Raw genomic sequence first — 13,796 nt, forward strand, 5'->3', positions numbered from 1 at the left:
AGGAACTCGCCCGTGTCCGATGCGAGAAGGGCACCCGCCGGGGAGGACGCCCACTTCCCGCCGCGACTTGGCGGCTTCGTCCGAGCGGACAAGGCCCGGCGCCGCCTGCCGAGCTGCGCACGGCGCTGCAGCGGGCCGTGGCGAGGCGCCGCCGGGGCTGAGGGGCCGGCGTCCGGGTACCCCGGCGTTCCCCGGTGTTGCCCGGCCGACCGGGGTACCCGGCAGCCGACTGCTGCGCGAGGAGGTACACGATGAGCGACCACACCCCGTCCCAGGCCGAAGGCGACCGCGACGACGAGCAGGACACGACCCCGCGTCCCACCCCGTCCCAGGCGGAGGGCGACCGCGGCGACGAGAGCACCCCGGGCGAGGGCGACACGCCCGAGGACACCACAACGGAGGAGTCCCCGTAACGGCGGAGTCCCCGTAAAGGCGGAGTCTCCGTAACGGCGGAGCCCCCATCACGCGGAAGTGCTCAAAAACGGAGAGTCTTCAAAACGGAGGCGGCCACATACAGGCGGCCCGGCGGGGAACTCGTATCTCCCCCACCAGTCAAGGGAGTTAATCGTGATCGTCGCCGTCGTCATCGCCGGGTGCGTGCTGCTCGCCGTGCTCGCCTTCCTCGTCCCCCGCCTCTCGCGCCACCCCGAGCGCGGCACCCAGCGTTCGCTCGGTGCGGGTGCCCGGGCCGGCGGCAAGGCACCCGGCGTCCTGGGCAGGCTCTTCGCCAAGCCCTTCCACACGAGCTCCCGCGCGGTGAGCCGCAGCGGCTCGGCAGGCCGCCGCACCCGCGGCCGCATGCCCTTCTGACCCACCGCGCGGCCGCGCCGCCCGGCATGCTGGTCCGGTACGCAGGGCAGGCAGAAGGAGAACTTTTCTCGATGGGCACCGCAGTGCACGTCCCGCAGACGCGGGACATGATCGGGGAGGAACTCTCCGGGGACGAGGCGTTCACCGCCCTGCGGCGCTACGGAGGCCGCCGGCTGCTCGTCGACGCGTTCACCCGGTTCCGCTACGCCGACGGCTTCAGCAGCTCCCGCTCCCTCGCCTTCCAGGTGGTCCTGGGCATGGTGCCGTTCACCATCGCCCTGGTCGGCGTGGCCACCACCGTGCACACGGAGAGCGTGGGGCGGATCATCGAACTCACCCTCGGCGGGATCGTGCCCGGCGCCAGCACGAGCCTGGTCGAGGACGCCCTGCAGGGCACCGAGCGCAGTGCCGGTTCCGGTGTCTGGGGCGCCGTCGCCATGTGGCTGGGCCTGGCCTTCGCCGTGCTCAACCTGGCCTCGGCGATGGCCCAGGTCGAACGCGGCGCCAACCGCATCTACGGCATCGAGCGCGACCGGCCCTTCGTCGCCAAGTACGGCCGGTCCCTGCTCCTCGCGGTCGCCGCGGGCATGCCGATGGTGCTGGGGTTCCTCGTGCTCGTGGCCGGTGACGCCGTCGGCAGCGCGGTCGTGCAGGCCCTCGGCTGGTCCGGTACCTGGCTCGACTGGTGGGGCGCCCTCGACCTGCCGCTGGGCGTCCTGCTCGCGTGGGTCGCCTCCTCGGTGATCTTCCGCTGGGCGCCCCGCCGGGACCAACCGGGCTACACCTGGCTCGCGTTCGGCTCCGCGGTCCATCTGGTGCTGTGGATCACGGCCACCTGGCTGCTGGCGCTCTACGTCGCGACGAGCGGCTCCTTCGGTGCCGTCTACGGGCCGCTGACGGCCTTCGTCGCCCTGCTGCTGTGGGCCAATCTGACCGGTGTGGCGCTGTTCCTCGGCATCGCGTTCGCCGCCCAGCTGGAAGCGGCCCGGGCCGGAATCACCGAGGCCGTGCGGCCGGATCCGGGGCCGGGGCCGTGAGGGACGCCCCTGACGCGCGCCCGGGCCCCTGTGATCCACCCGCTGAACCAGGACGTATCGTCCTCGGTGTGAGCGATGTGCCCCCCGCGACCACAGCACCGGCTGACCGAGAAGCGACCTCCGAACCCCCGGAGCGAGCCGACCGCCCGGTGACCGGCGACGACCCGGCCCTGCGGGCGGCCTACCGGCTGTGCCGGCGCCGGACGAAGGACCAGGACCCGGCGGAGTACGCGCTGATCCAGCTGGTGCCCACGGCCCTGCGTCCGGCGCTGCACGCCCTGTGGGCGGCCGCGAACGCCCTCGACGACCTGGGCGACGACCGCACCGCGCCCGCCGCCGAGCGGGCGGCCCGGGTCGAGGCCTGGATCACCGCCCTGCACCGCGAACTGCCCACCGGCTCCAGCCCGGACCCGGTCCGCCGCGCCTTGGTGGACACCGCGAACCGCTGGCGCCTGGACCTGTCGGAGCTGCGGGACGCCATGGCCCAGGTGCAGGACGACACCCGCGGCAGGCACTTCGCCGACTGGGCGCAGTGGCGGGCCTGGGGCCGGGACAACCTGCTGCCCTGGTTCGGTCTGGTCCGCACGGTCTTCGACCGGGCCGGTGTCCCCGTGGCGCTGCGTCTGGACACCCGGGAGGCCTACGAGGAGTTCCTCGACGGCGTCCGGCTGACCGACATCCTCACCGACCTGTCCGCCGACCTGGCCCAGGGCGACCTGCTCCTGCCCGCCGAGGTCCTCGACCTGCATCCCGGGTCCGCGGCCGACCTGGCGCAGCGCCGCTGGAGCCCCGCCGTCGCCGCCCTGATCACGCACCTGACCGGCCTGGCCCGCCAGTGGGTGAGCCAGGAGGCCCTCACCCGGGGCATGCACCCCGGCCCCGCCACGGTCCTGCACACGATGGCCGCCCTGCTGTGCGCCCAGCTCGACGCCGTCGACGCGGCCGGCCCGGGCATCCTGCGCTCCCCGCCCCGGCCCGCACTGCGCACCCGGGCCCGCATCCTCGCCCCCGCCCGGGCCCGCGCGGCCCTGGCCTGGAGCCTGACCCCGCTCACGGTGCCGCCGCCGCAGCGCCCCGGGGCGCGCAGGCCACCGGCAGCAGTCGAACCGGCACCCACCGGCGCCTTCCGGCCGCCGCCGCCCCACCCGAGCGGCGAGCGGCCCCCCGAGATCCCGCCCGGCCTGCTGCCCGCCCACGTCGCCGTGATCATGGACGGCAACGGCCGCTGGGCCCAGCAGCGCGGCCTGCCCCGGCACGCGGGCCACCGCGCCGGTGCCTCGACCGTCCGCGAGGTGGTGCACGGCGCCCTGGACATCGGCCTGCGCCACCTGACGCTCTACACCTTCTCCACCGAGAACTGGCACCGCGAGCCGGAGGAGGTCGACGCGATCCTCGGCCTGCTGCGCGACGAGCTGGCCGAGAACCCCTTCGGCGACCTGGATGTCCGGCTGCGCTGGCACGGCCGGGCCGGCCGTCTGCCGCCCGACCTGGTCGACCTGCTCCACCTGCGGGAGCGCACCACCCGTGCCCGCACCGGCCTGACGCTGACGATGTGCATCGACTACGGCGGCCGGGACGAGCTCACCCGCACGGCCGCCGCCCTGGCCCACCGGGCCCGGGACGGCCGTCTGGAGCCCGGCCTGATCGCCGAGGACGACTTCGCGGGGCACCTGCCGCTCCCGGACATGCCCGACGTGGACCTGCTCTGGCGCACCGGCGGCGAACAGCGCGTCTCCAACTTCCTGCCCTGGCACACCGCCTACGCCGAGCTGCACTTCACCCCCGGCCTGTGGCCCGACGCCGACCGCCGCGACCTCTGGCAGGCGGTCAGCGCCTTCACCCGGCGCCAGCGCCACCACGGCGCGACTCCGGCCGCCACGGGTGAGCCCGCCCCTGCCGACGGACCGTCAGCGGCCCGCTGTGTGACCGCCCCTGCTGCGGGGTCGGGCGGCTGAACGGGGAGGGGCCGCCCTGGAGCGGCCCCTCGTCACCGTGCCCCGTCGACGTGCGCTCGTCACCGCAGATGCCCGGCGAAGAACCCGGCCGCCGCGTCGGAGACCCGGTCGAAGGCCGGACCTGCCTTGTACACGTCGAAGTGGCCGGCCGACACGGTCAGCAGCCGCTTCGGCTCCCGAGCCCGCGCGTAGGCGCCGAGTTGCATGTTCCGTTCCCCGAAACGGCCTGGCCGCGCGCTGTGAAGCCACTCGCACTCCGGCGGACCGCACGAGTGCCGAGGCTGCTCAAACGGGCAGCCGCTGGTGTGCTGCCCTGGTCGCCCCTGGCCCCCGCGCCCCGGGCGGCGCTGCTCGAGCACGCCGGTAGGGACGGTGCGAGCATCAGGCAGGTGAGCCTGCGGCGTCCGACCCGGCGGATCCTGGCAGGCAGCCCCCGTCCAAGGGGCGACCGGAACGGCTGCTGCTCAGAGGGGGGCCGGACGTTGTCCCACTCAGAACGTTCCTGCACGGGTGACCGTTGGTGGGGCGGGTGGGACTCGAACCCACGGCCGACGGATTATGAGTCCGCTGCTCTAACCGGCTGAGCTACCGCCCCATAGCGGCGTGTCGCGTACATGTGTGCGCGCCGTCTGCCGCAGCATAGCCGCTCATACGATCTCCTGCTTCGGCTGGGCGGCTTCGCACGGCCTACGTGACCTTGAGGACTGCGCCGCGTGCCGCGCGGTTCCCGGGACAGGGATACGGACATGAAAAAGGACCCCTGCGAGGGGTCCTTTTTCGACCTGCTCCCCCGACTGGACTCGAACCAGTAACCTGCCGGTTAACAGCCGGCTGCTCTGCCAATTGAGCTACGGAGGACCGAGCTCCCCGGACTGGACTCGAACCAGTAACCTGCCGGTTAACAGCCGGCTGCTCTGCCAATTGAGCTACCGAGGAAGGTCTCGTTTTGCATCGAACGCACCTACCTGGGTATCCGCCAGGGGGCGCGCGTTCGCTGCGACACATACATTAGCGCAAGCAGGGGGGTGCTTCGCCAATCGGTACTCCCCGGCGCCGACGCCGCACCGGAGACCTACGCAAGGAAAGGGTGGCAGCCATGCGTTACCGGCTCACGTTCGTCGCCGGAGTCGTCCTGGGTTACGTGCTGGGCACGAGGGCCGGACGAGAGCGCTACGAGCAGTTGAAGAAATCAGCCCGGCAGTTCGCGCAGAACCCCGCCGTGCGCAACACCGCGGAGACAGCGGCCCACCAGGGCCGTGAGTTCGCGGGCAAGGCGTACCACGTGGTGAGCGACAAGGTCGGCGACCGGGTCCCCGACTCGGTGGCGGACCGCGTCCGCCACCTCCGCGACCGAGCCACCCACAACGGCGGCGAGGACGACTGGGGCACGAGCAATACGTAACAGTTCCGCTGTGGTGCCGGTCGGGGGCGCGCCCTCAGGGGCGCGGGGAACTGCGCGACCAGCCACGACGGCCCCGCAGCCAGCCCCGGACGAGAACCCCGACGGCGCCCACGGCTCCTGCCAGCGCAGCGGTACGGCAGAATTTTGGCCATGGGGATAGTCGCCGGGTTGGACAGTTCACCCGATTTCACTCGTATCGTCGTCTGTGACACGGACTCCGGAGCCGTGCTCAGGCAGGGATATGCGCCGCATCCGGTGGAGAGCCCCGAGGGCGGCGGCCGGCCGTCGGACGTCGACCCGCAGGCCTGGCTGCTTTCCTTGGGCGAGGCCGCGGGCGGCGGGCTGCTGGAGGGCGTGCAGGCGATCGGCGTCTCGGCGCAGCAGAACGCCGTCGTGCCGCTGGACGCGCAGGGCAACACCGTGCGGCCGGCGATGGTCGGCGGCGACAAGCGGACGCAGGTCGCCGCGGCCGATCTGATCGACGCGCTCGGCGGGCGCGAGGCGTGGGCGCAGGCCGTGGGCTGTGTGCCGCAGGCCGCCCAGCCGATCACGAAGCTGCGCTGGATGGCCCGGACCGAGCCGGAGAACGCGCAGCGCACCGCGATCCTCCTCCAGGCGCACGACTGGCTGGTGTGGCAGCTGCTGGGCCGGCCGGTCAGGAGAACCACCGACCGGGGCGGCGCGTCCGGCACCGGTTACTGGTCGGCGGCGACCGGTGGTTACCGGCCCGACCTCGTGGAGCTGGCGCTCGGCCACCAGGTGATGCTGCCGGAGGTGATCGGCCCGGCGGACGCGGCCGGTACGACGCCTGAGGGGCTGCTGATCTCCGTGGGGACCGGCGAGACCATGGCGGCGGCGTTCGGGCTGGGCATCGGCCTCGGCGACGCGGTGGTGTCGCTGGGCGCGTCCGGGTCCGTGATGGCCGTGCACCCCGAGGCACTGGTCGACGGGTCCGGGATGATCACCGCGCTCGCGGACGCGACCGGCATGCACCTGCCCGTCGTCACCACGCTGAACGCCGTACGGACGCTGCGCGGGGCCGCCGAGCTGCTGGGGCTGCCGGATCTGGAGAGCCTGTCCGACCTGGCGATGAAGTCGACGCCGGGGTCCCACGGGCTGGTGCTGCTGCCCTATCTGGAGGGCGAGCGGACACCGAATCTCCCGCACACCGCCGGGACCCTGGCCGGGCTCAGGCGCGAGTCGATGAAGGCGGAGCACCTGGCGCGGGCCGCGTTCGAGGGGATGCTGTGCGGGCTCGCGGACGCGCTGGACGTGCTGCGCGGCCGGGGTGTGGAGGTGCGGCGGGTGTTCCTGCTCGGGCCGGCCGCCGAACTGCCCGCCGTGCAGGCGGCCGCGCCGGCGCTGTTCGGGACGCAGGTCGTGGTGCCGCAGCCCGCGGACTACGCGGCGATCGGCGCCGCCCGCCAGGCGGCCTGGGCGCTGGGCGCCTCGCAGGGCACGCTCGACGTGCGCAACCCGCCGTCCTGGCAGGGCGCGGTGGCGCAGGTGCTGGAGCCCGGGGACGAGCTGGCCGTGGGGCAGGCGGTGCGGCAGCAGTTCGTGGCGGTGCGGGAGCAGACGCATCCCGGAGCCCTCTGAAGGGTTTGACCGCCTGTTGGGTTAATTCGGTTGAGGTAACGCGGGTGGAGTGTCCGACGATAGGGGCCAGGGGCAACCACTCGGCCCCGTCCTTCACTCCGAGAGAAGCAGCGTGCTCATACGACTCCTGCGGACCTACCTCAGGCCCTACAAGAGACCCATCGCTCTGCTGGTGCTGCTGCAGTTCCTGCAGACCTGCGCCACGCTCTACCTGCCCACGCTGAACGCGGACATCATCGACCAGGGTGTCGTGAACGGCGACACCGGCTACATCCTCGGCTACGGCGGCCTGATGATCGGCATCTCGCTGGTCCAGGTCGTGTGCAACATCGGTGCCGTGTACTACGGGGCCCGCACGGCGTCGGCCCTGGGGCGGGATCTGCGGGCGTCCGTGTTCGACCGGGTGCAGTCGTTCTCCGCGCGTGAGCTCGGTCACTTCGGTGCGCCGTCGCTGATCACCCGGACGACGAACGACGTCCAGCAGGTGCAGATGCTGGCGCTGATGACGTTCACGCTGCTGGTGTCGGCGCCGATCATGTGCGTGGGCGGCATCGTGCTGGCGCTCGGTCTCGATGTGCCGTTGTCCGGGGTGCTGGTGGCGGTCGTGCCGGTGCTGGGCATCTGCGTGACGCTGATCGTGCGGCGGCTGCGGCCGCTGTTCCGGGCGATGCAGCAGCGGCTGGACTCGGTGAACCAGGTGCTGCGCGAGCAGATCACCGGCAACCGCGTGATCCGGGCCTTCGTCCGGGACGAGTACGAGCAGCAGCGCTTCCGGAAGGCCAACACCGATCTCACCGACTTCGCGCTGGGCACCGGCAACCTGCTCGCGCTGATGTTCCCGATCGTCATGACGGTGGTGAATCTGTCGTCGATCGCCGTGGTGTGGTTCGGAGCACACCGGATCGACAGCGGCGGGATGCAGATCGGTGATCTGACGGCGTTCCTGGCCTATCTGATGCAGATCGTCATGGCCGTGATGATGGCCACCTTCATGTTCATGATGGTGCCGCGCGCGGAGGTGTGCGCCGAGCGCATCAGCGAGGTGCTGGACACCTCCTCGAGCGTCGTGCCGCCGTCGGCGCCGGTACGGGAGCTGCGCCGGCACGGGCATCTGGAGATACGCGGAGCGGGCTTCCGCTATCCGGGCGCCGAGGAGCCGGTGCTGCGAGCGGTGGACCTCGTGGCCCGGCCGGGTGAGACGACCGCCGTCATCGGCTCGACCGGCAGCGGGAAGTCCACCCTCCTCGGGCTGGTGCCGCGGCTGTTCGACGCGACCGAGGGGCAGGTGTTCGTCGACGGTGTCGAGGTGGCGGAGATCGACCCGAAGCTGCTGGCGAAGACCGTCGGGATGGTGCCGCAGAAGCCGTACCTGTTCGCGGGGACGGTGGCGACCAACCTGCGCTACGGCAATCCGGACGCCACCGACGAGGAGCTGTGGCACGCGCTGGAGGTGGCGCAGGCCAAGGACTTCGTGGAGCGGCTGGAGGGTGGTCTCGACTCGCCGATCTCGCAGGGCGGGACGAACGTCTCCGGTGGTCAGCGCCAGCGGATCGCGATCGCCAGGACGCTGGTGCAGCGGCCCGAGATCTACCTCTTCGACGACTCCTTCTCCGCGCTCGACTACGCCACGGACGCCGCGCTGCGGGCCGCGCTCACACAGGAGACGGCCGAGGCGACCGTGGTGATCGTCGCCCAGCGGGTGGCGACCATCCGGGACGCCGACCGGATCGTCGTCCTCGACGAGGGCCGGGTCGTCGGCACCGGACGGCACCACGAGCTGATGGCGGACAACGAGACCTACCGGGAGATCGTGCTCTCCCAGCTCACGGAAGCGGAGGCTGCCTGATGGCGGGGCCCATGGGGCGGATGATGGCCGGGGGCGGCCCCGACCAGCGCTCGCTCGACTTCAAGGGGTCGGGCAAACGGCTCGTCGCGCAGTTCCGGCCGGAGCGGGTCACCATCTACGGGCTGCTGCTGTGCGTGGTGCTCAGCGTCGGCCTGAACGTCGTCGGGCCGAAGATCCTCGGCAAGGCGACCGACCTGGTCTTCGCGGGCATCGTCGGGCGGGGCATGCCGGAGGGGGCGAGCAAGGAGCAGGTCCTCGACTCCATGCGGCAGCGCGGGGACACAGACGTCGCCGACATGCTGCGCAGCACCGACTTCACCCCGGGCGTGGGCATCGACTTCACGGCCGTCGGGCATGTGCTGCTGCTCGCGCTGGGTGTCTTCACGGTGGCCGGGCTGCTGATGGCGGTGGCGACGCGGCTGGTGAACCGGGCCGTGAACCGGACCATGTTCCGGATGCGCGAGGACGTCCAGACGAAGCTGTCGCGGCTGCCGCTGTCGTACTTCGACCAGCGCCGGCGCGGTGAGGTGCTGTCCCGGGCGACGAACGACATCGACAACATCGGGCAGACGCTCCAGCAGTCGATGGGGCAGCTCATCAACTCGGTACTGACCATCATCGGCGTCCTCGCGATGATGTTCTACGTCTCCTGGATCCTCGCGCTGGTCGCTCTGGTGACCGTGCCGCTGTCGTTCGTCGTGGCCACGCGGGTCGGCAAGCGGTCGCAGCCGCATTTCGTGCAGCAGTGGCGTACGACCGGCAAGCTCAACGCGCACATCGAGGAGATGTACACCGGGCACGCCCTGGTGAAGGTGTTCGGGCGGCAGGAGGAGTCGGCCGAGCAGTTCGCCGAGCAGAACGACGCGCTGTACGAGGCGGGGTTCAAGGCGCAGTTCAACAGCGGGGTCATGCAGCCGCTGATGATGTTCGTGTCGAACCTCAACTACGTGCTGGTGGCGGTGGTCGGCGGGCTGCGGGTCGCCTCGGGCTCGCTGTCGATCGGTGATGTGCAGGCGTTCATCCAGTACTCGCGGCAGTTCTCCATGCCGCTGACCCAGGTCGCCTCCATGGCGAATCTGGTGCAGTCGGGTGTCGCCTCGGCGGAGCGGGTCTTCGAGCTGCTCGACGCGGAGGAGCAGGAGGCGGACCCGGTGCCGGGCGTGCGCCCCGAGGAGCTGCGCGGGCAGGTGGCGCTGGAGCACGTGTCGTTCCGCTACGACCCCGACAAGCCGCTCATCGAGGACCTGTCGCTGAAGGTGGAGCCCGGGCACACGGTCGCCATCGTCGGCCCGACCGGCGCCGGCAAGACGACGCTGGTGAATCTGCTGATGCGGTTCTACGACGTCACCGGCGGGCGCATCACGCTCGACGGGGTCGACATCGCGCGGATGTCCCGGGACGAACTGCGGGCCGGGATCGGCATGGTGCTGCAGGACACCTGGCTGTTCGGCGGCACGATCGCGGAGAACATCGCGTACGGGGCGTCCCGGAAGGTGACCCGGGGGGAGATCGAGGAGGCGGCCCGGGCGGCGCACGCGGACCGGTTCGTCCGGACGCTGCCGGACGGGTACGACACCGTGATCGACGACGAGGGCACCGGGGTCAGTGCCGGTGAGAAGCAGCTGATCACCATAGCCCGGGCGTTCCTGTCCGACCCGGTGATCCTGGTGCTGGACGAGGCGACGAGCTCGGTCGACACGCGTACCGAGGTGCTCATTCAGAAGGCCATGGCGAAACTCGCCCATGGCCGCACGTCGTTCGTCATCGCACACCGCCTGTCGACGATCCGGGACGCGGACACGATCCTCGTCATGGAGAACGGGTCCATCGTCGAGCAGGGGGCGCACGGGGAGCTGCTGGCGGCGGACGGGGCCTACGCGCGGCTGTACAAGGCCCAGTTCGCGCAGGCGGTCGCCGAGGTGGACTGAGTCGCGATCAGGGGGTGCCGGGTGGTGTCGTGGGGCGGCTGCGGGGCCGCCGTGGCTGGTCGCGCAGTTCCCCGCGCCCCTTGGGGACGTGCAGCTGACGCCCCTTCAGGGGCGCGGGGAACTGCGCGACCGGCCCCCACCGGCCCGCACCCGGCATCAGTCCAGATAACCCCGCAGCTGGTCCGCAAAGGCGTGATCCCGCAGCTTGTTGAGGGTCTTCGACTCGATCTGCCGTATCCGCTCCCGCGTCACGCCGAAGATGCGGCCGATCTCCTCCAGCGTGCGCGGGCGGCCGTCCGCCAAGCCGTAGCGGAGTTGGACCACCTTCCGCTCCCGCTCCCCCAGGGTCGACAGAACCGCCTCCAGGTGCTCCCTGAGCAGCAGGAACGCCGCCGACTCGACGGGGGACGCCGCGTCGCCGTCCTCGATGAGATCGCCGAGGGCGACGTCGTCCTCCTCGCCGACGGGCGCGTGCAGCGACACCGGCTCCTGGGCGAGGCGCAGGACCTCGCTGACCCGCTCCGGCTGCAGGTCCAGGTGGGCCGCGACCTCCTCGGGCGTCGGCTCGTAGCCCCGCTCCTGGAGCATGCGGCGCTGGACGCGGACGACCCGGTTGATGAGCTCGACGACGTGGACCGGGACCCGTATCGTGCGGGCCTGGTCGGCCAGGGCGCGGGACATGGCCTGGCGGATCCACCACGTGGCGTACGTGGAGAACTTGTAGCCGCGGGCGTAGTCGAACTTCTCGACCGCCCTGATCAGGCCGAGGTTGCCCTCCTGGACGAGGTCGAGCATGGTCAGGCCGCGGCCGACGTAGCGCTTGGCGACCGAGACGACCAGGCGCAGGTTCGCCTCGATCAGGCGGCGTTTGGCCATGCGGCCCATGACGACGAGCCGGTCCAGGTCGAGGGCCAGCTGACTGTCCAGGTCGGGGGTGAGCCGCAGCTTCTCCTCCGCGAACAGGCCGGCCTCGACGCGGCGGGCGAGTTCGACCTCCTCGGCGGCGGTGAGCAGGGGGATGCGGCCGATCTCCCGCAGGTACTGGCGGAACAGGTCCGAGGAGGGGCTGCCGGTCTCGGTGCGGACCGGCGGGGGTTCGACGGCCTCGACGGGCTCGGTCGCCTCGACGGCCTCGGCGGGCGGCTCCTCCGGCTCCTCGGGCTCCGGTTCCGACTCGGGGTGGTGCGTGGCGCGGCTCTGCGCCGGGACCCCTGACAGGGCGTCGGCCTCCGCGTCCGGCGCGGCACCGTCGGCGCCGGGGGCGGCACCGGCGTCGGTCTGGGTGAGGGTCTGGGTCTGCACGGGGGCGACCTCCAGGATGATCGCTGCCAAGGAGTACGGCAGCGGTACTTCGGGGGCGGAGTCGGCCTCGCCGCTTTCCGTCCCGTACGCGATGAGCGGAACCGCGGGGGTCTGGGACCCGTGGGTGACGGATCGGCCGCGCTCCGAGGACTCAGGCACCGGAACCCAGTGTGGGGTAAGACACATCGTCGCCACGAGGGGCGTGCGATGACTTTTTGTTTCCGGTCCGTGACCGCGCGGTCGCCCCTCGTGCGAAACCCGGATGCCTCATGCGCCACTGGTCTGCGACGATCGTCCGATGTCCGCTTCCCTGTACGAGTCGCATGTGACGGTCCGCTGCGCCGGCCCCGGCGAGCTCGCCCGGCTGCGCCGCTGGGCGGCGGCGGGCGGGTTCAAGCTCACGCACATCGTGCTGTCCAGGGGCCGGATGCGCGACCAGCCGATGCTCACCCTGTCCGGTTCGCCGTCGTACGCCTGCGAATCGGCGCGCGTGCGGGACGTGGCCGCGCGTCTGCGGGCGGACGGTTTCGATCCGGTGCGCGTGAAGGTCGAGTCGTCGCCGTGGGCGCCGGAGGTGCCGCGCCGGCCCTGCGACGACGGACGGTACTTCGAGCACCACGTGAAACTGCGGCTCAGCGCGGACACGGACCTGGCGGCGCTCGCGGCGCGCGTCGTGCCGCACGGCGCCCATCTGTCGTGGAACGCCCGGCGGGTGCGGGGCGAGCACCACGAGCGGTTCGTGACCCAGCGCTGCCACGCGGTGGACGCCGACGGCGCGGGCCGTGCGCTGGAGCGGTTGCTGACCGAGCTGCGGGGCTGTGAAGTGCTGGGTGTGGAGCGGGAGTTCGTGCTGCACGACAGTGATGTGTCGGTGGACGAGGGATGGCTGGAGGAGCCGGTGGGGGTAGGGACATGACCGGGACGGCGTGGGAGAGGTTCGGCTGGCGGAGCTCCGAGATCCCCCGGGAGCCGCTCGACGACGCCACCCGCAGGGCGGAGCACCTGCCGAAGACGCTGCGTCCGGTGCCGGGGGACGACGTGGTGCAGCGCCCGGTGTTCGAACCGGCCCTGAAGCACCTCCAGAACGCCTATCGCGCCACCGACCCGAGCTTCGCCGACCCGGAGCGGGGCGAGGCGTGGCGGGCGGCCCGCCGGCAGGCGCTGCATCTGGTGCTGGCCGCGATCAGCGGCTCGGAGTGGGTGGACTCGCTGGTGCTGCGGGGCAGCGTGCTGATGTCGGCGTGGTTCGGGGAAGCCGCGCGCGAGCCCGGTGACCTGGACTTCGTCGTCGTTCCGCACACCTGGCGGATGGAGGACGGCCGGACGGACCGGATGCTGACCGGGATCGCGGCGGCGGCGCAGGAGCTGGCCGGGGAGCGGGGGCCGGGGGTCGGGATCTCGGCGCGCGGCGCGGTCGTCGAGGACATCTGGACGTACGACCGCGTGCCCGGCCGGCGCATGGTGCTCCCCTGGGGCGCGCCCGGCCTGCCCGGCGGGCACGTCCAGCTGGACTTCGTCTTCAACGAGCGGCTGCCCGAGGAACCCGAGCCGGTCGAGCTGCCGGGCGGTGCGCTCGTCCAGGCCGCGACGCCGGAGCTGTCGCTGGCGTGGAAGCTGATGTGGGTGATCAACGACACGTACGCGCAGGGCAAGGACCTGTACGACGCCGTGCTCCTGGCCGAGCGGCATCCGCTGCGCCACGAGCTGCTGCACGAGGTGTTCCGGCTGTCGGGCGAGTGGCCGTACCCGTACCGCGAGAAGATTCTCCTGGAGGACGTGGTGGAGGCGGTCGGCCACGTGGAGTGGAACCACTTCGTCACCGAGTACCCGCGGTTCAGGGACGACGAGCGGGAGTTCGCCGAGCGGCTGGTGCGGGCGGTGACGCCGACCTTCGAGGGGGCCGGGGCCTGACCCGCG

12 protein-coding genes and 3 tRNA genes are annotated in these 13,796 nt (G+C 71.9%); 10 read left to right on the top strand and 5 right to left on the bottom strand.

The features are described from left to right. Positions 1-251: 251 nt before the first annotated feature. From ABT116_RS13145 to uppS, 4 genes are all read left to right on the top strand, one after another. Positions 252-413: a hypothetical protein gene (locus tag ABT116_RS13145; RefSeq protein ID WP_351631844.1), complete on the top strand. Its 162-nt coding sequence runs from the start codon at positions 252-254 to the stop codon at positions 411-413. Positions 414-567: 154 nt separating this feature from the next. Next, a complete protein-coding gene (locus ABT116_RS13150; RefSeq protein ID WP_053672211.1) occupies positions 568-810 on the top strand; it encodes a DUF6411 family protein in 243 nt (80 codons plus the stop codon). Between the two features lie 71 nt (positions 811-881). Then, on the top strand, positions 882-1,847 hold the full coding sequence (locus ABT116_RS13155) for a YihY/virulence factor BrkB family protein (RefSeq protein WP_351631847.1): 966 nt from the start codon (positions 882-884) through the stop codon (positions 1,845-1,847). A gap of 68 nt (positions 1,848-1,915) precedes the next feature. Then, entirely contained in the window at positions 1,916-3,802 is a 1,887-nt protein-coding gene (uppS, locus tag ABT116_RS13160; RefSeq protein ID WP_351631850.1) for a polyprenyl diphosphate synthase, read from the top strand. 59 nt (positions 3,803-3,861) lie between these two features. On the opposite strand, the gene ABT116_RS13165 is transcribed toward uppS, so the two are convergent. The 4 genes from ABT116_RS13165 to ABT116_RS13180 form a co-directional block, all read right to left on the bottom strand. Beyond that, positions 3,862-4,008 (bottom strand): hypothetical protein, encoded by a 147-nt coding sequence (locus ABT116_RS13165; protein ID WP_351631853.1) that lies wholly within the window; start codon positions 4,006-4,008, stop codon positions 3,862-3,864. 312 nt (positions 4,009-4,320) lie between these two features. Beyond that, a tRNA-Ile gene (locus ABT116_RS13170) sits at positions 4,321-4,397 on the bottom strand. Positions 4,398-4,587: 190 nt separating this feature from the next. Continuing rightward, a tRNA-Asn gene (locus tag ABT116_RS13175) sits at positions 4,588-4,660 on the bottom strand. 5 nt (positions 4,661-4,665) lie between these two features. After that, positions 4,666-4,738 (bottom strand) — tRNA-Asn (locus tag ABT116_RS13180). 160 nt (positions 4,739-4,898) lie between these two features. Between ABT116_RS13180 and ABT116_RS13185 the strand changes: the two genes are divergently transcribed. From ABT116_RS13185 to ABT116_RS13200, 4 genes are all read left to right on the top strand, one after another. Next, positions 4,899-5,204, top strand: a complete 306-nt coding sequence (locus ABT116_RS13185; RefSeq protein WP_104780832.1) for a YtxH domain-containing protein — start codon at positions 4,899-4,901, stop codon at positions 5,202-5,204. A gap of 150 nt (positions 5,205-5,354) precedes the next feature. Continuing rightward, positions 5,355-6,803: a xylulokinase gene (locus ABT116_RS13190; protein WP_351631855.1), complete on the top strand. Its 1,449-nt coding sequence runs from the start codon at positions 5,355-5,357 to the stop codon at positions 6,801-6,803. A 112-nt stretch (positions 6,804-6,915) separates the two neighbouring features. Beyond that, positions 6,916-8,649, top strand: a complete 1,734-nt coding sequence (locus ABT116_RS13195) for an ABC transporter ATP-binding protein (RefSeq protein ID WP_351631858.1) — start codon at positions 6,916-6,918, stop codon at positions 8,647-8,649. After that, entirely contained in the window at positions 8,649-10,577 is a 1,929-nt protein-coding gene (locus ABT116_RS13200; RefSeq protein WP_351631861.1) for an ABC transporter ATP-binding protein, read from the top strand. The genes ABT116_RS13195 and ABT116_RS13200 overlap by 1 nt, the downstream gene beginning before the upstream one ends. A 156-nt stretch (positions 10,578-10,733) precedes the next feature. On the opposite strand, the gene ABT116_RS13205 is transcribed toward ABT116_RS13200, so the two are convergent. Further along, positions 10,734-12,038 carry an RNA polymerase sigma factor gene (locus ABT116_RS13205; RefSeq protein ID WP_351631864.1) on the bottom strand — a complete coding sequence of 435 codons (1,305 nt, stop codon included), beginning with the start codon at positions 12,036-12,038 and terminating at the stop codon, positions 10,734-10,736. 139 nt (positions 12,039-12,177) lie between these two features. Here ABT116_RS13205 and ABT116_RS13210 point away from each other — a divergent pair, with 139 nt between their 5' ends. Then, complete coding sequence (locus ABT116_RS13210) at positions 12,178-12,795, top strand: hypothetical protein (protein ID WP_351631867.1); 618 nt, start codon at positions 12,178-12,180, stop codon at positions 12,793-12,795. Continuing rightward, positions 12,792-13,790 (top strand): nucleotidyl transferase AbiEii/AbiGii toxin family protein, encoded by a 999-nt coding sequence (locus ABT116_RS13215; protein ID WP_351631870.1) that lies wholly within the window; start codon positions 12,792-12,794, stop codon positions 13,788-13,790. The genes ABT116_RS13210 and ABT116_RS13215 overlap by 4 nt, the downstream gene beginning before the upstream one ends. Positions 13,791-13,796: the final 6 nt, after the last annotated feature.

This window comes from Streptomyces sp. NPDC002130, assembly GCF_040296465.1.
Lineage (GTDB): Bacteria > Actinomycetota > Actinomycetes > Streptomycetales > Streptomycetaceae > Streptomyces.